14 protein-coding genes and 1 tRNA gene are annotated in these 17,310 nt (G+C 57.9%); 3 read left to right on the top strand and 12 right to left on the bottom strand.

Features of this window, described 5'->3' with window-relative positions; translation table 11 throughout:
• Positions 1-165: 165 nt before the first annotated feature.
• The 11 genes from PPGU16_RS43180 to PPGU16_RS00635 all read right to left on the bottom strand — a co-directional run bounded on the left by PPGU16_RS43180 (position 166) and on the right by PPGU16_RS00635 (position 13,775).
• Complete coding sequence (locus PPGU16_RS43180; protein WP_345961156.1) at positions 166-450, bottom strand: helix-turn-helix domain-containing protein; 285 nt, start codon at positions 448-450, stop codon at positions 166-168.
• 274 nt (positions 451-724) lie between these two features.
• Entirely contained in the window at positions 725-2,887 is a 2,163-nt protein-coding gene (locus PPGU16_RS00680; RefSeq protein WP_180721260.1) for a DUF262 domain-containing protein, read from the bottom strand.
• On the bottom strand, positions 2,884-4,701 hold the full coding sequence (locus tag PPGU16_RS00675; protein WP_180722511.1) for a DUF262 domain-containing protein: 1,818 nt from the start codon (positions 4,699-4,701) through the stop codon (positions 2,884-2,886). The genes PPGU16_RS00680 and PPGU16_RS00675 overlap by 4 nt, the downstream gene beginning before the upstream one ends.
• Before the next feature lie 1,588 nt (positions 4,702-6,289).
• The gene (locus PPGU16_RS00670; RefSeq protein WP_180721259.1) at positions 6,290-7,969 is read right to left on the bottom strand and encodes an AAA family ATPase; all 1,680 of its coding nucleotides are present in this window, start codon (positions 7,967-7,969) and stop codon (positions 6,290-6,292) included.
• Positions 7,970-8,204: 235 nt separating this feature from the next.
• Positions 8,205-9,497 (bottom strand): hypothetical protein, encoded by a 1,293-nt coding sequence (locus PPGU16_RS00665; RefSeq protein WP_180721258.1) that lies wholly within the window; start codon positions 9,495-9,497, stop codon positions 8,205-8,207.
• Positions 9,494-9,781, bottom strand: coding sequence for a hypothetical protein (locus PPGU16_RS00660; RefSeq protein WP_243460557.1), 288 nt, complete (start codon positions 9,779-9,781; stop codon positions 9,494-9,496). Before PPGU16_RS00660 ends, PPGU16_RS00665 begins: the two co-directional genes overlap by 4 nt.
• A gap of 1,404 nt (positions 9,782-11,185) precedes the next feature.
• Positions 11,186-11,261: transfer RNA gene (locus PPGU16_RS00655), tRNA-Ala, on the bottom strand.
• A gap of 57 nt (positions 11,262-11,318) precedes the next feature.
• Positions 11,319-11,687, bottom strand: a complete 369-nt coding sequence (locus PPGU16_RS00650; RefSeq protein WP_180721257.1) for a c-type cytochrome — start codon at positions 11,685-11,687, stop codon at positions 11,319-11,321.
• Positions 11,684-12,484 carry a BON domain-containing protein gene (locus PPGU16_RS00645; RefSeq protein ID WP_180721256.1) on the bottom strand — a complete coding sequence of 267 codons (801 nt, stop codon included), beginning with the start codon at positions 12,482-12,484 and terminating at the stop codon, positions 11,684-11,686. The genes PPGU16_RS00650 and PPGU16_RS00645 overlap by 4 nt, the downstream gene beginning before the upstream one ends.
• Before the next feature lie 20 nt (positions 12,485-12,504).
• On the bottom strand, positions 12,505-13,092 hold the full coding sequence (locus tag PPGU16_RS00640; protein ID WP_180721255.1) for a phosphoheptose isomerase: 588 nt from the start codon (positions 13,090-13,092) through the stop codon (positions 12,505-12,507).
• A gap of 239 nt (positions 13,093-13,331) precedes the next feature.
• A complete protein-coding gene (locus PPGU16_RS00635; protein WP_434064422.1) occupies positions 13,332-13,775 on the bottom strand; it encodes a YraN family protein in 444 nt (147 codons plus the stop codon).
• A 37-nt stretch (positions 13,776-13,812) separates the two neighbouring features.
• Between PPGU16_RS00635 and rsmI the strand changes: the two genes are divergently transcribed.
• The gene (rsmI, locus tag PPGU16_RS00630) at positions 13,813-14,688 is read left to right on the top strand and encodes a 16S rRNA (cytidine(1402)-2'-O)-methyltransferase (protein ID WP_180721253.1); all 876 of its coding nucleotides are present in this window, start codon (positions 13,813-13,815) and stop codon (positions 14,686-14,688) included.
• Between the two features lie 79 nt (positions 14,689-14,767).
• Here the strand turns inward: rsmI and PPGU16_RS00625 are convergent, their stop codons facing one another.
• Positions 14,768-15,367, bottom strand: a complete 600-nt coding sequence (locus PPGU16_RS00625; RefSeq protein WP_180721252.1) for a septal ring lytic transglycosylase RlpA family protein — start codon at positions 15,365-15,367, stop codon at positions 14,768-14,770.
• 643 nt (positions 15,368-16,010) lie between these two features.
• Here PPGU16_RS00625 and PPGU16_RS00620 point away from each other — a divergent pair.
• Together PPGU16_RS00620 and PPGU16_RS00615 are read left to right on the top strand one after the other, a co-directional pair.
• A complete protein-coding gene (locus PPGU16_RS00620) occupies positions 16,011-16,655 on the top strand; it encodes an MBL fold metallo-hydrolase (RefSeq protein ID WP_180721251.1) in 645 nt (214 codons plus the stop codon).
• The gene (locus PPGU16_RS00615; RefSeq protein ID WP_180721250.1) at positions 16,652-17,266 is read left to right on the top strand and encodes a 3'-5' exonuclease family protein; all 615 of its coding nucleotides are present in this window, start codon (positions 16,652-16,654) and stop codon (positions 17,264-17,266) included. The genes PPGU16_RS00620 and PPGU16_RS00615 overlap by 4 nt, the downstream gene beginning before the upstream one ends.
• Positions 17,267-17,310 lie beyond the last annotated feature (44 nt).

Raw genomic sequence — 17,310 nt, 5'->3', positions numbered from 1 at the left:
CGACAACCATCGCACGGTCGCTGCCACCAAGCTTTGCAAGAAGCCGCCCCACGTATTCCGCTTGATCGCTGCTGCGGCTACTTCCCTCGGCTTGCAGGCCGGCTGCCTCGCAGCCAAAATTTCGGCGAGTTCGACAAAGCGTGAAACGGTCGGCATCACTAGGCCTCACTCCATACGCGATACCGCCTCATTACCAATACCGAGCGATTCTGCGACCTGTTCCTGTGTCAGGCCGCTTTCACTACGGTGCGTCGCAATCGTCCAGCTGATCACGCCAGCCACCTGTTCGACGTCTATCTGCGCCATGTGTTCTCCCATTCGACCAGAATGGCTGAACATCAACCTCCTCAAATTAATGACCTTACAGGTTGAACCTAAACCCATTAAGTTGAATGCCGTTAGCTTGGGGAGAGCCGCCGTAGAACGCTGCTCCGATACAGTCGTTTCCAACGACGAGCTCGGTGAATGGGAGGAACGGTGCTGGCACGGGAAGCCGCCATGATGATGCAAGGTTAGCGCAAACCGGACCATTAGACTCAGCGGGCTTTCGGACCTGCTGAGTCTGTCCGCTTCCGGGTTTCTTTTTTTGCTTTCGTTCAACAACAATCGGGCGTTGCATCGAAAATGCATCTGTAAAAGCGGCTTTGTCGAGCCCCAAATGCACTTCGACTAGTTCGAGCAGAACAAGAACCCTCTGGCGCCGTCGATCAACTGTATCGTCACATCAACTGAAGCGCGCCGCTATCTGAGCTATCGGCTCAGGCATCTCCGCTGGTTCCCCGCCGCTACGCCAACAGCTCCACTTGTCGCGACGAAAGACTATCCAATAGTCGGTGTCCGATTTGATGTAGAGGCCTGGATAGTCGTCACCATACACAGCTCGGTAGCTGATCTGCTTGATATCGGCGAGTTCCCCGGTCATCTGTTGTCGCCGAAGTTCGAGATAAAGTGCGTAGCTGTGTGATTCGGCGAAGTAGCCAGACAACCGCACCTTCGACAGGAGGAGGACGCTGTCTGCGGACTTGCGTACCAGTCGCATTCCACAATAGCCAAACAGTCCTGGGTCGCGAACCATCAAGGAGCGCCAGCCTGTCGCGGTGCTGTTGTCGATCAGTTGTCTGAGCGAGGTTGGTACATCGTCACCGATGGCATCAAGAAATTCCCGGAACCGAGAATCCTCAAAGACCGGTAACCAGTTCTCCTGGCGATCGCGGTAAGAGGTAGCGTTTGGAACGCAGAAGGTATGATTGTCTCCAGTTGACGCCGGGAGGAAGTCATAAAGCGAGAGCAACGCTCGTTGAAGCACGAACTCTTGAGACACAAGAATATCTTGCGTCAATACCCGTTTTACGACCGCCGTGTACTTTTGAAACTGTTCCTTGCCGGGCGCTGAAGAATCGGTCGTGCTCAACTTCAATAGGAAGCCCACGCGCCCCTGCAGGTACCAGTGAGATTCTGCTTCATCGAGCAGATTCGACCACTCGTCGTCCTTCAAAAGCAGCGCGGCCTTCTGGCGCTCCTCTTCGATCTGGCTTCTGTTGAACCCGAGACTCCCCGGGGCATCCCCGGCCAGAGTCTCATAGAGCGAAGTGGCGTGCTTGGCCAACGTCGTCAAGCCTTTTATTGCGCTAACCGCCGTACTCGGTTCATCGATACGGGTATTCTGGATCAAGTTCTTGGTCACGCGGGACCACCGATGCAAGCACATCTCGTGGGCAGCTTCGTCCAGCTTCTGGACATCGGGGGAAAGCAAAAAAGCCACGACCGCGTACAACCGGAGTAGATCGTAGTAGTCCGCTCTTGACGCCAAGGCTCGCTGGAGAATGTGAACGAACCTCGCCCCCCGATCGCTCACCAGATAGTCGAGTACGACTCCGATCTCGGCAAGTTGTGCCGGCATAAGCGAGCCGTTCGCATCGAACTCTCTTAACGGGCAGTAGCCCCGTGCGTCGCGAAGCCTTAAGAGCCAACTGCGATCATCGTTGGTTGCGTTCCAGTACCCGCTGACGCGTTGGCAGGTCTGAAAATAGGCCGAAATATAGAAAAAGCGCAGGAACAGATCATCGAAGCTTTCTCCGCCGGCGCCGTTACGTCCAGCAAGTGTCCAGAAAAGATCCACCCACTGCTGATCCAGCTTTGCCGTGAAGTCATCCGACCAGGCTTCGTCCGCGACTTTCTCGACAATCCACGCCTTGAAGTTCTCAAACGGCGTGAGGGCTTTGCCTCGCGCGTTCATCTTAATGTAAAGATCGTCCGATAATCCGAAATCGTGAAGATCGAGGTAATGGAAGGTGACGCGCTGCTCTTCCACGAGTGTCTGATAGAGTCCCTCCGTCTTCCTGAACTTGACATCGATAGCATCGAGCATGACCAAGCTGGAACGGACAGTCGGATCTCTACGCCAAGCGTCGAAAAACCACTTCGAGTCGACAATCAAGGCGGATAAGGTCGCTTCCTCATGTACGCCGGGGATATTGAAGTCGTTCACTGTTAACGCTTCGAAAAACTCGGCAGCGCTGGGACGGGTGGAGTAGGCGAAACCCGTACGCTCTACTTCCTTTATCCACGCGCGTTCGCGGAAATCCTCAAATTTCCCGTCTAGTGCCGCCAGATACCGATGCAGCAAAAACAGTGTCGTGAGGCGCTGTTGACCATCGAGCACCGACAGTGTCCGTAGACCATCTTGCGCCACGCTGCCGTACACGAAGTCCAGATCCAGCGGCGGATTTTCTTTCTTCAATGCGCCGGCTATCGCCGACAAGAAGCTCTCACGGATGTCACCCGCCTCAGTCCGTCCCTGAGCATAGTCCCGCTGGATAACGGGAATCTCGATGACGTCAACGTCCTCGAGAAGTCCAAAAAACGTGTGCAGCTTCCCTTGGCTCATGCCAAGTCCTCCTCTGCGAAAAATCGAGTTAGGCAGTCGTGAATCGCGGATGCATAGGTGGCAGCGTCTTCCTTTGACCATACGAGCATGCGGTCAACTCTTGCACTGTAATACTTGAGAAAGACATTTTTGGTGCAAAGAGGGACGAACTTCCCCACCTTATCCAAAGCAATCACCGTCTTGCGTTTTATTGGAAAGATTGCATTGCCATAACCCCGATTTGTAACCTGATCGAGCAGTGTCAGGTTGCCGAGGCTGTCATCAACCTCGATGTCCTGGAAGGGATCAAAACACTCCTGAACATGTTTGAAGAAAGCCTCAAATGCTTCGCTGTCGAAACTCTGATCGCGAATGATGGCCTTCCCTTCCTGCACCAGGTCGTCGTGCCCATCTGGCCGCACTGTCGCTCCGCCTTCGCCGTCCTCCCCCGACGCGTCGCATCCAAGATACTCAAGAACATTGCCCAGCCATCGTTTCTGATCATCCTGTCGCTGAGGCATTCGAGAATGAACGGAACGAATGTGCTCAATGTCCCATCTCTCGCTTTTGTAGGCATCGAACGGAAAGCGGGCACGCGAATCGCTCTCCATCAGCGACGCCAAATTGAACAGCAGCAGGACGTTTCGAATCTGAACAGTATCGGAGTCGTAGTCGAGGCCTCCAAGCTCCGCTTGCACGAACTCACTAAGGCCCACGCCAGCGCTCGGCGCTGCATCCCGGCTGTGCCGGAAAACCCGCTGAAAGATCTCTGCTTTCAACTTTCGCCGGAAAGCGCGTTTGCTCGCCGCCTCGGCCGACAGCCGCGACACGTTGGCGATCGCCCGATGAGGTTCACCCGCATCATGACTGGCTAGAAAGCCGACCATATGGTAGAGCGTGCCATCACGGAACCATTCCTCCATTGCTAGAAATTGACGCTTTACGCCCTCCCACTCGGTCCATGCGCGCGAACCTGGCTCCGACAGGCGTTGGGCAAAGGTGTGAAAGACTGAAGCGTTGCTCCATCGAGGTCCGGACTGTTTAATACGTTCGGCGCAGAGCTTGAGTACAAACTCGATTCGACCGGCCTCCAGTCGCGCATTGGTCAGGAAGAACCAGAAGTCATCCTCCTGAAGTCGGCGCTCCATTGCATCCCACTCGTGTGCAATTTGCAATTGCCGAAGCTGGAGCGCCCGTTGGCCTTCCCCCTGGAAGTTACTCGACCGCAGGAACAAGGCCTTGACCAGCTCAGCGTCTGTCAGCGGAATTTTTCCAATGTTAAGGCGCCTGAAGACCTCCATCGGCTTCCCGCCTTCAGTTTCGATCTCATACCAGATGACCTTGACGTCATTCAGGAAGGCAGACTCAATGTCGTTCACCCTATTAAACTTGTCCGCGAACCACTCCTGAATCGCCGCGAAGGCCTCCGCCATATGAAAGAAGTCGATATTCTCCTTGGCGCGTTCTGGCTGTAGCTCGCGCAAGTAGTCGGCGCTCGCTGGTCGAGTTTTATACTCAATCGAGTAAAGCTGTTTCCTGAATACTTCCTGGAAGCGACCGTTGAAAAAGTGCAGTATCAGATACAGCGTTGTCAATCGCTGCTGCCCATCGACAACTTCCCAGCTCCCATCGTCGACAGGGGCCACAACGACCGGCTGAAGGCAGTAAAACTCATTTTTGGCCTTCGCTCCGGACTGAACAAAGTCCCAAACGTCGGAGAGTAGTTCCGTGACCTGCCGTCTCGACCAACGGTATCCGCGCTGATAATTGGGCACAAAGAATCTTTCGCTGCGAAGGTCATCGATTGGACGGAGCTGTAATTGATGCGTTGACATCGTGTATTCGCCTATTTGATCGAGCAAAGTGGGTTTTCCTGGAAAAACCGGTCACCGAAAGACATCGCTGGCAAACGTATCAGATTGGGTTTGGGTAGCCAAGTCGTTTTCGCCTTCAAAATTGATTAACACCTTGCCTGGGAAGAACTCACGGGAGCACAACCGGAGTACCGTCACGACTCGTAGGCGACGTTCCGATGAACATCCCTCGCGGATGGCTGCCCGAGTAAATCACCGAACACATCCTGAAGCGTTCGCCTCAAATCGCGAAGATTCGCAACCTGCGGATTCTCTGATCGCATGCGGCCAGTTTCCAAGCAAGGCCTCATTGAGCTGCAGCTCCTCTGTCGACACGCGAGACTTCTTGCGTGGCTTCACGCGCAGTATTTGTGCCTTGTTACGAGTGCAGTAGCTACCAGATCGTCGGCTACTTTGTCGAACCGCTGTACCGATCGCATGCTGCGAATCGAGCGGTCACTTGCCTTGCGCCATTAGCCGAATGGAATCGCCTCCGTAACATAGATGCACTCTATTTTTTCATCCAAGAATGCCATTCTCGCGCAACACTCGTAGCTGCGGTATATAAGGGAGGAGTGGACCCATCCCCTCCTCCCGTTAATCATGTCGACTCTAAAGAAATAATCCCGGGATTGGCTTCCAGCCAAGCCCCGGTTAAATCGAGTTTATATCCACCTCCGGCAGATGCCTCCGGTTACTATAAACTCTAAATAAATAGTGCTGGTGAGGGGTTGTAAATACCCCTCACCAGTTAATGGGGTGTCGAGTTTATATTCGCCTGCGGCTGCTATAAACTCTCTAATAGATCGCTTCGCTTCGCTCGCTCACTATTATACGAAACCTATCCCCGTAGGTCCTTTCCTTCAACGCTTTCGCGAAGAAGGAAAGGAAGGCGCCTCGGCGTAGTCGAGAGCACTTGTCCTATAAAATATACATCTGATGCAATAAATTTTTGGTGCGAACAAAAATTACTTCTGTACAAACTATCGGATGCAAGCACCCTGTCGTCTGAACAGAAGTAATTTGTTGCATGTTTGGATTTTTCAGAATAAAGAAATTTTCAACATTAGTTCCGCATGCACCAAAAAACTCTACCCAACCTTCTTTCGGAAAGATTGGGGGTGCCAACGTGTATTACGGGCCGCACCGGCCACACCGGCCGCACACATGCTGGCCGAAACGCCCCCCCTGAGAAAACTGAAATATCGATCGTCGGGTATGCTCTGCGCACAGCAGAAGCTACACGATGGCGCGGCAATGATCAGTTGCGGAGCTCTTCCATTGATACGCGGATGCGCATGCAAGAGTCGGAGCAGAGAGCAGTATCTGAGCATACTGCCACCACAACAAATCGGATCTATCCGGCATCAAGCGCTTGTTGCGCCTCGATTAACCGGCCTCGTACGGGGGAGCAATCCTTTCGACGTGCATATACGGCGTCGTCAAGATCGATCAATCGATATATGCAACCAACACTACCCGAGACATTGAGCGTCTTCAATTGTCGTCGTCGCGGCGGCTCGCTGTCCGCCTTCGTGCCAGCACACCAATCTCCCAGGGGCGACTCTCATTAAAAGTGATTTCCTAAGCTGCCTAAATACGGAAGGCGGTTGAAGGCATCTACAAGCACTCTGCCAAGCTCATCTAAACGCTCCCAATCGGAGCACGACGCATCGAGAAAGCGGCGAGCAACCCGATCCTGAAATTCTAATTCGCTTTCCGTATCAAATCGCTTTGTTTGGTCGTATTCCCTCGCGTATTCCTGAAGCAGCCAATCCCAATTCGATTCCGACACCCATTCTGGCCTGTCGCCGGGTTGCGGCAGTCGCGATCGCTCAACTGTGCCAACTGTGCCAACCGTGCCAACCTGCGCGTGCGCCTCACCGGATACCTGACTCGCTCGGGGAGCCATGCCGAAGCCTGTCACTCTGGTTTCGAGATGCGGGGGATACTGCGTGTGCACGCCTCCATACGGAACACCATCGGGTGTCATCATAGGTGGCGTTCCGGACGGTACGCCATTCATGAACGGTGGTGGCGCGCCGTTCACCGCCGAGCAGTACGCTGGGTAGCCCATCGGATATCCGGGGGACCATCGGTCCGTGGGCATTCCTAGCGGCTCGAACGACAGCCCTCCAACCGCATTGCCCACGCCGCCCGCCCTCTCCGGCACGTTGGACAGGTACAAAACGTTTGGGCTGTGAGGACCGGCACCGCTTTGCTTACTCGACAGGACGCTTAAATGCTTTCGCGCCCGCGTGAGCGTTCTGCTCGAAATTCCCGCTGCGACGGCATGAGATTCAAGTTCCGAACACAACATCGGTCCATTAGCGAGCGCGTTTTGCAGGAACTCAGCTGCCCTTCCCAACGCACCTCCTGGCATTTCCGCCGACGCCCCAGCCGCCAATTTGAGGATTTCGTCGGCCGAGCCACTCAACATCCCAGGAGACCAGACAAGACGCGAAGTCTGAATCCGCTTGCCGTCGACCGGTACCTCAACCGGCTCAATTTGATATTCGAACCCGCCGTCCGTCGGAGCGATATTTGTCTTTGCCCTTACCAAGACGCCGCATTGATCGGCGTCCGCGCTACCTCGAACTCTGGAGGCCATTAGAACCATTCTCGGCACGGCGCCATATGCGAGATCGCCCATCACGCGTTCCAATGGTGACCGCCGCGAAGACCCCTTACTTACGTGAGTGAGGCACAGAACGGCGCACACCGCATCGGCAAAACGCACCAGCGACTCCAGTGCGTCACGCACGGCTTTGTTGTTGTTTGAATTACCTGACACGATCGACGTGACGGGATCGATGACAACAAGTGCGTAGCCTCCTTTGCCGATCAGCTTTTGCTGCAGCAAGCCCAAATCGCGTTGGCAGTCGAACCGTCGGCTGCGCCCGCTAAACTCTGCTGTATCTCCGATCACCTCGACGTTACGAAGATCTGCACCCATTGCTGCCAGCCGAGGTTTAATCGTGTCCGCAACTCCGTCCTCCGGAGCATAAATCAGTACACGCCCCGATTCAGCTCGGCTGCCGTCGGGCCATATCCCACCCGACGAGATGACCGCCGCGAAGTACAGGGCTATCGACGTCTTGCCTGCGCCCGGCATACCAGCGAGCAACGACAACTTCTTCTTTGGTAAGAAGCCTGGCAGCAACCATTCAGTGTTCTGGGCAACTACCTGGGTTGTAGAAATGATATTGATGTCCGCCGCCTCGGACGGATCTCGACGTGTATGAAACATGCCTTATGCCTTTGCCATCTGATACGAACGGCAAGTACGGCCCGGTCAACGACGATATGTCGTGCTGAGCCGTTCAAATGAAAGAAAATGCAAGGGAAACAACGGGGCAACGCGCCGACAACCGACGGCACCCAGAGTCGCCACACTTAGGCCGCTCGAACACCCGAGACTTCGTATACGCGGTAGGTGTTAAACGGGACGCGCCCAGTCGTGCCGCCGCGGATTCCCACGCAGCTCAGTCGCTCGCGTCGCCGAAGCGGGCAGAATACTGGCGGTTCAACCTCGCGGCCTTCGGTTGCCCACAGCGGAGAAATTTGCGGATTGACGCTTGCGTTGGCTTGAGTTGTCCCGTCGCGACAGCTGCACGTATTTTTGTTAGCAGATGTTCGTCTTCACACCGCGCCGGGCTGTCGGCGCTTTCCCTCGTGACCTCTGGCCGCCCCCTCGTGACTGCGGCACCGTTGTCGGCGTGCGCCAAGTGAACGGAATTTGCGAGGTGCGGCGCTCGCGCAATCGCCTCATGTTCAGATAGGGCGGCTTCACGCTCGGCCGCAGTTGCTTTACCGACAAATGGGACTGCTTCGCGAGTACGCGCCCGGCATGATGCGTTTGACACCAATAGCCAACTAACGATGGCAGCGCCTTCGAGAACAACCGCGCACGCAGTCGCCGAAATCAGTTCGAGTCGGCGTTCGGTCGTGCCGAGCCAAGATGCGACAGTTGACGCGGCTTGGTCTTCACGCAGGGTCGAGCGCAGCGCTTCGTCGCGGTCGAACTGCCGATTGCGCCGGTCCTCGTCCGCTTCCCTTCGTTTTGCCTCGTCCGCCTCAACGCTCAGCGCATCAAGTCGCGCCAACAATGTCATTCGTAGAGCCTTGGGAGACGGGCAATTGCCCTCGCAGCGGCGCGGATTCACACCAGCGAGGGCGGCAGTCGTCCTCGCAATGTCCTGCGCAACGGCGGTGAGGGAGCGCCCGTTTGGCAACGGCGGAAGGCTGGAAACGATGGCTGGAAGTGTTGCCGAGCGTTGTTCACCCGCATGTTGCTGCGACAGCACGAAGAAAGTGGCCTGCCCGTACAGAATCACAAACAGACTGACGGACCACAATGCGAAAGCGAAGACCCGCGAGGGCAAGCGGAACATGTTCCAACACATGGGCAATAGGTGCAAGAATACGACAGCAATGCCGGCAAGCGCGACATTAAGCACTTGCTCAATCTGTGTGCCGCCACGCTGCCACCCCCCGTATCCAGCAATGACGATCGATACTGCGGTGGCGAACAATGCCGCTACCATTGGGAGCATCGTTGACTGGATAGACTTACCATACGAGTCATCAACAGAAGTTGCGCCATCTTCCCGCCTGTTGGCGATCGATGAAACCTGCGCGCCTGAGTTCATCGCGCCGTCCCCTTCAAGCTGTGTCGCCAGATTCCACGCTGGCTGTAAGCCACGCGTTGATCTGCTAGATGATTGCATCGGCAGCGAAAGCGAACACCCACTCAACATGTCCATGGGAGACTTCATTTGTCACATCCGTCAATATTGAGAAGTTTCTCAATATCGGCCAATGGCCACGCGAGCTTCCGCGACGGCAAACGCACCGGACGAATGCCGCTATAGTTCCCCTTCTGGCTATGGCTTTTAAGCAGCGTTTTTGAATCGACGAGCAACATGCTGGCCGCCACAACAGTGTCTACATGCGTGGGGCGCATTGCTGGGTGGCACAACGTCGGACGAGCCGCTTCTTTTGCTAAGCGGGGGCACTCTTGTTCCACTGAATTAAGGATGGGCTTCAGCGACATGTTCATTTCTCTCCAAGCTGATACGAAGCATCAGGCTTCGCGCTGCGAGCGGGGCATACCAGTCACTCTGGATCGCCACCGCTCTACGCGAATCGCGTGGGAGGAAATCTATCGGGCCGAGGCCTGACGCTGGGCGATACGCCCAGTTACGTCGACTTATGTACAGTTATGTACGCCGCCTGTTGTCTCCGCGCATCCGGCTACGCATTTCTGCGATTCCGAAAACATGCAAATTTCCATCGTCGTCTTCCCACTTCACTTCTTGGCCATTGTCTAAAGCCTCCGTCAGTGGCGAAGGAACTGGGGAGCGTCTAGCGAGTTCCACTAGTGCCGCCAATATGGAGCGAGCGCTGCTACGGTCCCGAGCACGCTCCCATGCGATAGTCAGCACCTCAGCCAGCGGCCCTCGGAATCGGGGCGCTATCACAACGTTCGCCGTATTATGCGTTTCGTGTTCCGTTGGTGCGACGCAGCTGCCAAACGGATGAGGGATTTCCGACTGTTCAAGAAGATGCACCAGAACAGGGTAGACGAAGCCAATGTTGGCACCGCTATAAGTGCCCATGTTTATGTACTTGAGATACGGATCCGTTGCGACAGGCGCCGGTCGCTCGCGGTTATACAACCATGCAAAGAAGGTGGCCTCCCAGTCGTCGAACGCTCGAATCCACAGGCTTAGTATTCTCCGTCCCTCCGCCTCAGATCTTGTAGTTGCCTTTGGTGCTCCCATGCCTTCGGTGATGTCCAGCCAGACTGGTTGCGCCCCCCTCGGTAATACGTCTATCGCACTAACTAAAAGGTCTGCGGCCTTTGAATGGCTATATAAGAATCGATGCACGGTACGGATAGGTTCGGGGACACTAAACGCCTCTGTGTGTGCTTCGCGACCGAGCAGGAGCCGACCGGAACCTTGGCCCTCCTCGCTCCTTGGGACAATCTCTGGGGGAGAAATTTGTGAAGCGATACCCTCGACGGCACGCCAAAGGGAAACAAAGTCTGACTTTTTGATGTTCATGCGCTAACCACTCAGTGCTCGGACGGCTATCAAAATAGACAACCGCAGCGTTCGTAACCCCGTCAGAACGACGGGACTTGTGAACGCACTAACGGCATGGCAAGGCAGGGCTTTATGCTGCCTAGACGAACAGAGCAGTAAAGGAAACGATGGCGGCCAGAGAAGGACCTCGCCAGGTATGGGATGGGCCGGGCGTTTCGTCGTAACGGTGAAGGGTACGACGACGCAAGCATGTCCCTAGCGGGAGCTGACCCGCGAGCGTTACAGTCAGAGCGCGACCGATCGGTTTGACTTGGATGGATCGGAATTGCTTAAATTCGCTTACACAGCGGTTACACCGGCCGCAGAAACACAAAAGGGTTACAGGCAAATCACCTGTAACCCTTTGATTTTCTTGGTGGAGCGGATGAGGATCGAACTCACGACCTTCGCATTGCGAACGCGACGCTCTCCCAGCTGAGCTACCGCCCCACGACCAGCCGATTCTAGCACGACGAAAAATTACTGTGCCAGACCAACAAGCCGGGGTCACTTCGAAGAAGGCGCCCCAGCCAGCACCCAATCGACGACGGTCCGAATATCCGCGTCGTTCATAGCAGGATGAGCGGGCATGGGAATCGCGCCCCACACGCCGGAGCCGCCCTCCTTAACCTTCTTCGACAGCAAAACAGCAGCCCCAGCATTCCCCCTGTACTTCTCAGCCACCTGTTGAAACGAAGGCCCAACAAGCTTCCGATCAACCGCATGGCATCCCATACAAGCATTAGCCCGAGCGATGGCCGGCCCACGCGAAGGCGCATCGGCAGCATGAGCGGCGCTAACAACCCCAAACCCAGCAGCCACAACCAACCCACCCATCACCACCCGAAGCCCAGCAACAAAAAAACCCACCCTCATTGCCCCGCCTTCGGATTCCCCGGATGCACCTGCGTCGAGTTACTCACCGGCGCGGGCGCCTGCTGCTCCAACGGCTTCGAAGTCACCGACGAATCCGGCACCGCTCCCGAAGTCACCTCAGCATCAGGCTGAGCCGCAGCAGCCGGCACCCCCGAAGCCGCCGACGCAGCCGCCGCCGACGCCGCAGCAGCCTCTTGCGGCTGAATATACTGAAACACCTTCACAACCTGCGTAACCCCGGGCACCCGGCTAGCCACATCCGCCCCGCGATTCCCTTCATCAACAGTAACGAGCCCCATCAGATAGACAGAACCACGCTCGCAGACCACCTTATAGTTATTCGCCGAAATATCCTTCTCAGCGATCAGCGCGGTCTTCACGCGCCCTTCCAGATACGTATCGTTACTACGCGAAGAGAAAGAACTCGCCGGCGCGACGGTCAACTCATTAATGATCGCATTCACATTGTTGAGGCTACGCAGAACCGATTCAGCCCGAGCCTTAGAAACCTCACCCGCCACTTCACCTGTCAACAGAACCCGCCGATTAAACACCGTCACATTAACGTGAGCCGAGTCCGGCAAGTTCTGGCTGATCAACGACATCGCCTTCACCTGAATCTCGCGGTCTTCCGTCTGCGCGCCAAGCGTGCGCCGGTCGGTCGCGACCAGCGCGCTGCCGCCCGCCGCCGCGCCCACCGCCAGCACGCAACCCTGCAACGTCGCAGCCAGCCCGGCGACGAGACCAACCACCAGCGTGGTCCTCACAAACGTACTCTTCACGCGATATGCGCTCATCAACTCGCTCTCCTTCGGGATCATTCTTCGCCGAGCAACATCGCATCGATGCCGTCGCACAGACTATGGATCGTCAACAGATGCACTTCCTGCACGCGCGCCGTGCGATCGGACGGCGCGCAAATATGGATATCGGTATCGTGCAGCACTTCGTTGATCTTGCCGCCGCCCTTGCCCGACAGCGCGATCACGATCATCTCGCGATCATGTGCGTCTTCGACGGCAGCGAGGATATTGGCTGGATTGCCTGACGTCGAGATAGCGAGCAGCACGTCGCCAGGCTGGCCGAGCGCGCGAACCTGCGCCGCGAAAATCTGATCGAGCGATGCATCGTTGGCGATGCCCGTGATGATCGACGAATCCGTCGTCAGCGCAATGGCCGCCAACGCCGGCCGCTCACGCTCGAAGCCGCCGATCAGTTCGGCGGCGAAGTATTGCGCGTCGGCAGCGGACCCGCCGTTGCCGCACGCCAGAATCTTGTTACCGTTTGCAAGCGCGGCAAACATCGTGTCGACGGCCGCCGCGATCGGCATCGACAAAGCTTCCAGTGCTGCGAGTGTGACTGCCGCGCTATCGCGGAAGTGCTGTTGAATGCGTTCGACTGACATCGACTCTCTATCGTGTACTGCTTGCGCTGCCCGCCTGGCAGCGCAGCTTCAAATGGACGTGTTGCCCTTCCCCGCGCGATGGTCCGCAGCCGCTCCGAGCGGCGCGTCAAGCGAGCCCGCTGTGCGCTTCCGTACTGCGCGCCTGCAAGCAAACCGTTCGGCGCGTCTTCACACACCACCCGCTCGCCGCCCTTTTCGCGCCCGCAAGTTTATCGTACTCACGCGGCGAAACCGCCTGCTCAACAGTCGTCCGCACGAAAAGCATCTCGCAGCCACACCAGACGCCCGCGTTCGAACGCGATGACGTCGAACCGGCACGCGGGCATCGCGCCATCATGCGCCGACAAAAAGTGCTGCGCGGCGCGCACGATACGCTGCTGCTTCTGCCTCACGACACTCGCCGCCGCGCCGCCATATCGACCGTGCGCTCGCGCGCGCACTTCGATGAACACGAGCGCGCCGTCCGGCTCGCGCATCACGAGATCGATCTCGCCGCCGCGACACACGACGTTACGCGCGACGAAGCGCAAACGCTGGCGCTGCAAAAACGTCATCGCGTGCGCTTCGAACGCTGCCCCGACGTTTTTGGACCGTGCGCCATCGGAAAAGTTGTGCGGGCGCCGCGCCGTATCGCGCATGTCGTCTCGCACGTGGTCTCGTGCGCACTCGGCTGCGTGGCACAATGTCGGCCTCGCTTCGTCTGTCTGCGTCTTCCGTGTCATGACTCCTCTTTCCGAACTCGCGCAGGGACAGCAGTACCCCGCCTCCGCGCTTTACGTCGTGGCCACGCCGATCGGCAATATCGCCGACATCACATTGCGCGCGCTGCACGTGCTCGGCCTCGTGGATCGCATCGCCGCCGAAGACACGCGCAACACAGGACAACTGCTGTCGCGCTACGGCATCTCGAAGCCCCTCGTCGCCGTGCACCAGCACAACGAACGCGAGTCCGCGCGGCGCATCGTCGAGTATCTGCAGGCAGGCGAGCGCATCGCGTACGTTTCCGACGCGGGCACGCCTGGTATCTCGGACCCGGGCGCAAAACTCGTCGATGCCGTGCGCGAAGCCGGTTTCCCCGTCGTCCCGCTGCCGGGCGCAAGCGCGCTCGCTACGGCGCTGAGCATCGCGGGCGACTGGGTATCGACGTTCTCTTTCGTTGGCTTTCTGCCGCCCAAAGCGAAGCAGCGCGCCGCCACACTCGCGCCGCTCACGAAGCATCCGTACGCGATGGTGTTCTATGAGGCGCCGCATCGCATCGTCGAAACCGTGCAGGCGCTCGCCGACGCATTCGGCGGCGAACGGCGTCTGTTGATCGCCCGTGAGTTGACGAAATTACATGAGGCGTTGCATCGCTGCACCCTGGCCGAAGGGCCTAAGTGGCTCGAAGAAGATGCCAACCGGCAACGCGGGGAATTCGTGCTAGTCGTCGAAGGCGCGCCCGTCGATACCGAAGGCGAGCACGATCACGACGCGCTGCTCGGCATGTTGCTGGAGGAATTGTCAGTGAGCGGCGCAGTGAAGATTGCGGCAGCGCTCACGGGCGCGTCGCGCAACGCGCTGTACACGCGCGCGCTGGCCCTGAAAAAGGACGAGTGAAAATAAAAAAGGCTGCCTGACGCAGCCTTTTCTTCCGGGGACACTGCATTGTGTCCACGGCCATCGCTCAAAGACGATCTTACTTCTCGTTCGAATCGCCCTGATTCGACGCCAGGATTTCCTTCATCTCGGCCTTCGCCTCACGCTGCGTCAGACCTTCGATCTTCACGCGTGCCGTACCGATATACGCAAGGTGCAAAATTTTCGCAGCCGCGTAAGAAAGATCGATCACCCGGCCGCGCGCGTACGGACCACGGTCGTTGATCTTCACGACGACGGTATCGTTGGTCGCCGGATTGGTCACGCGCACGTACGAGCCGAGCGGCAGCGTACGGTGCGCAGCCGTCAACGCGTGCATGTCGAAACGCTCGCCGTTGGCCGTCTTGCGTCCGTGGAAGCCGCGCCCATACCAGGAAGCACGGCCCATCTGATGGAAATCACCGATATTCGGACCGTCGGTCAACGGTTCTGCGTCAGCGAGCTTGCCCTTCTGCTCTGCCGTGTCAGGCAGATTGTTCAGACCGGAGCCATACGACTGCGGGGCAACCGCAGTGTGCGCATCCCTGGTCGTGGCGGACACACCGCTGACCTGGGTGCTCGCGCCCGGAGGCACCGCACAACCGGCGAGTGCCAAAAAGGCAAAAACGCTCCCAACACGTCGGGGTAGCCGAGTTTTCATAAGACAATTTGATACCAATGCGAGCCGCACCACGCGTATGACTGCGTTATTGCATGCGACTCCGGCGGCAATGAGCGAGCGCGCACCGCGCAACGCTGGCGCAGGACGACGGAAGCCCGGACGCGGCACACTCAGCCGCTACCGCACGGTTAGTTTTCACGTCTGACGGAACTGTCCCCGCAGTTTTGGCCAGACCCCACAAGCCGCCATCGAACGTGAAACACGCTCAGCGCCGGAAACTCACGGCGCTTAGGAAGGCGGCGTAGGCCCCATCCAGCGTTACGGCAGCGAGGCCGTGGCAGGCGCGTGGCACCTGGCTAGACAGGACGTGCGCATCGATAAAAGCGATCGATGCTGGATTTGTCATCGGATTCACCCGACGACACTTGCTTGATGGTGAAGCAGCAGCGCCCGTTCCCGTTTTATAGGACGAAATGCCTTTTCACCCAAAAGACAGTGCGGTTTCCCACACCCATTACGTGCATTATAGCAAAAACACAATTCCGTGTTGCCCGGCTGCCCATCCGCTCGATGAATTCTCACTATTACTGCAAAAATGCGCATGCGCCAGTCGGCTTTCCGGCCAATGGCATGTGTCCCGGCGGCCGGTACAATCGAGCTTTTCACGCTTCGCGCGCCCGCCATGAAAGTCACACTAATGCCCGTTACGCCGTTCCAGCAGAACAGTTCCCTGCTCGTTTGCGAGAACACCGGGCGCGCGGCCATCGTCGATCCAGGCGGTGATCTCGACGTCATCAAGGGTGAGGTGGAGCGCCAGAATGTGTCGGTCGAAAAGGTGCTGTTGACGCACGGCCACATCGATCATTGCGCCGGCGCGAAGACGCTGGCGGAGCACTATGGCGTGCCGATCGAAGGTCCGCATGTCGATGAGCGCTTCTGGCTCGACAAGCTGCCTGAACAGAGCGTGCGCTTCGGCTTTCCTGCCGCCGAGGCCTTCGAGCCGACGCGCTGGCTCGACGACAACGACACGGTAACGTTCGGCGACGAAACGCTCGAGGTCTATCACTGCCCCGGCCACACGCCTGGTCACGTGATCTTCTTCAGCCGCGCACATCGGCTCGCGCTGGTGGGCGACGTGCTGTTCGCCGGCTCGATCGGCCGCACGGACTTTCCCCGTGGCAACCACGGCGACCTGATCCGCTCGATCCGCGCCAAGCTCTGGCCGCTCGGCGACGACGTCACGTTCGTTCCCGGCCACGGCCCCACCTCGACGTTCGGCGACGAACGCCGCACGAATCCGTATGTCGCGGACGGAGTGGGCGCATGAGCGCGGAAATCTATGTGAGCACCGACGTCGAAGCGGACGGCCCGATTCCCGGCCCGCATTCGATGCTGAGTTTTGCGTCGGCCGCCTATACGGCCGACAAGCAACTGATCGGCACGTTTTCGGCGAACCTCGAACTGCTCGAAGGCGCCGCGCCCCATCCCGTGCAGGAGGCCTGGTGGAAGACGCAGCCCGAAGCGTGGGCGGCGTGCCGCAAGGACCTGCAGCAGCCGGCAGCGGCGCTCGTGGCGTATGTCGAATGGGTCGAGGCGCTGCCGGGCAAGCCCGTGTTCGTGGCGATGCCGGCGGGCTTCGATTTCACGTTCATGTTCTGGTACATGATGCGCTTTACAGGCCGCTGTCCGTTCTCGTGGTCGGCGCTCGATATCAAGACGCTCGCGTTCGCGATGACGGGGCTGCCGTATCGCAAGTGCATCAAGCCACGCTTCCCGAAGCACTGGTTCGACGATCATCCGCACACGCACGTCGCGCTCGACGACGCCATCGAGCAAGGCGCGCTCTTCTGCAACATGCTCGCGGAGCTGCGGGCCAGCCAGAGCGCCGTAGCAGCCGACACTGACGGGGACGACTCAGGACAAAAACCCGCCGAGTAAGCGCCAAATTAGGGAATCTCCCTCAGTACGGGCGGTTTGCATTG

The organism is Paraburkholderia largidicola (genome assembly GCF_013426895.1).
GTDB lineage: Bacteria > Pseudomonadota > Gammaproteobacteria > Burkholderiales > Burkholderiaceae > Paraburkholderia > Paraburkholderia largidicola.
The sequence above is the reverse complement of the archived record's forward strand: the minus strand, read 5'-3'. Positions and strand labels throughout refer to the sequence as shown.

Bases quoted from the DNA above. Each gene is read 5' to 3' on its own strand.
- PPGU16_RS00680 (WP_180721260.1), bottom strand. From the start codon at position 2,887: ATGAGCCAAGGGAAGCTGCACACGTTTTTTGGACTTCTCGAGGACGTT.
- PPGU16_RS00675 (WP_180722511.1), bottom strand. From the start codon at position 4,701: ATGTCAACGCATCAATTACAGCTCCGTCCAATCGATGACCTTCGCAGC.
- PPGU16_RS00670 (WP_180721259.1), bottom strand. From the start codon at position 7,969: ATGTTTCATACACGTCGAGATCCGTCCGAGGCGGCGGACATCAATATC.
- PPGU16_RS00665 (WP_180721258.1), bottom strand. From the start codon at position 9,497: ATGAAGTCTCCCATGGACATGTTGAGTGGGTGTTCGCTTTCGCTGCCG.
- PPGU16_RS00660 (WP_243460557.1), bottom strand. From the start codon at position 9,781: ATGAACATGTCGCTGAAGCCCATCCTTAATTCAGTGGAACAAGAGTGC.
- PPGU16_RS00650 (WP_180721257.1), bottom strand. From the start codon at position 11,687: ATGAGGGTGGGTTTTTTTGTTGCTGGGCTTCGGGTGGTGATGGGTGGG.
- PPGU16_RS00645 (WP_180721256.1), bottom strand. From the start codon at position 12,484: ATGAGCGCATATCGCGTGAAGAGTACGTTTGTGAGGACCACGCTGGTG.
- PPGU16_RS00640 (WP_180721255.1), bottom strand. From the start codon at position 13,092: ATGTCAGTCGAACGCATTCAACAGCACTTCCGCGATAGCGCGGCAGTC.
- rsmI (WP_180721253.1), top strand. From the start codon at position 13,813: ATGACTCCTCTTTCCGAACTCGCGCAGGGACAGCAGTACCCCGCCTCC.
- PPGU16_RS00625 (WP_180721252.1), bottom strand. From the start codon at position 15,367: ATGAAAACTCGGCTACCCCGACGTGTTGGGAGCGTTTTTGCCTTTTTG.
- PPGU16_RS00620 (WP_180721251.1), top strand. From the start codon at position 16,011: ATGAAAGTCACACTAATGCCCGTTACGCCGTTCCAGCAGAACAGTTCC.
- PPGU16_RS00615 (WP_180721250.1), top strand. From the start codon at position 16,652: ATGAGCGCGGAAATCTATGTGAGCACCGACGTCGAAGCGGACGGCCCG.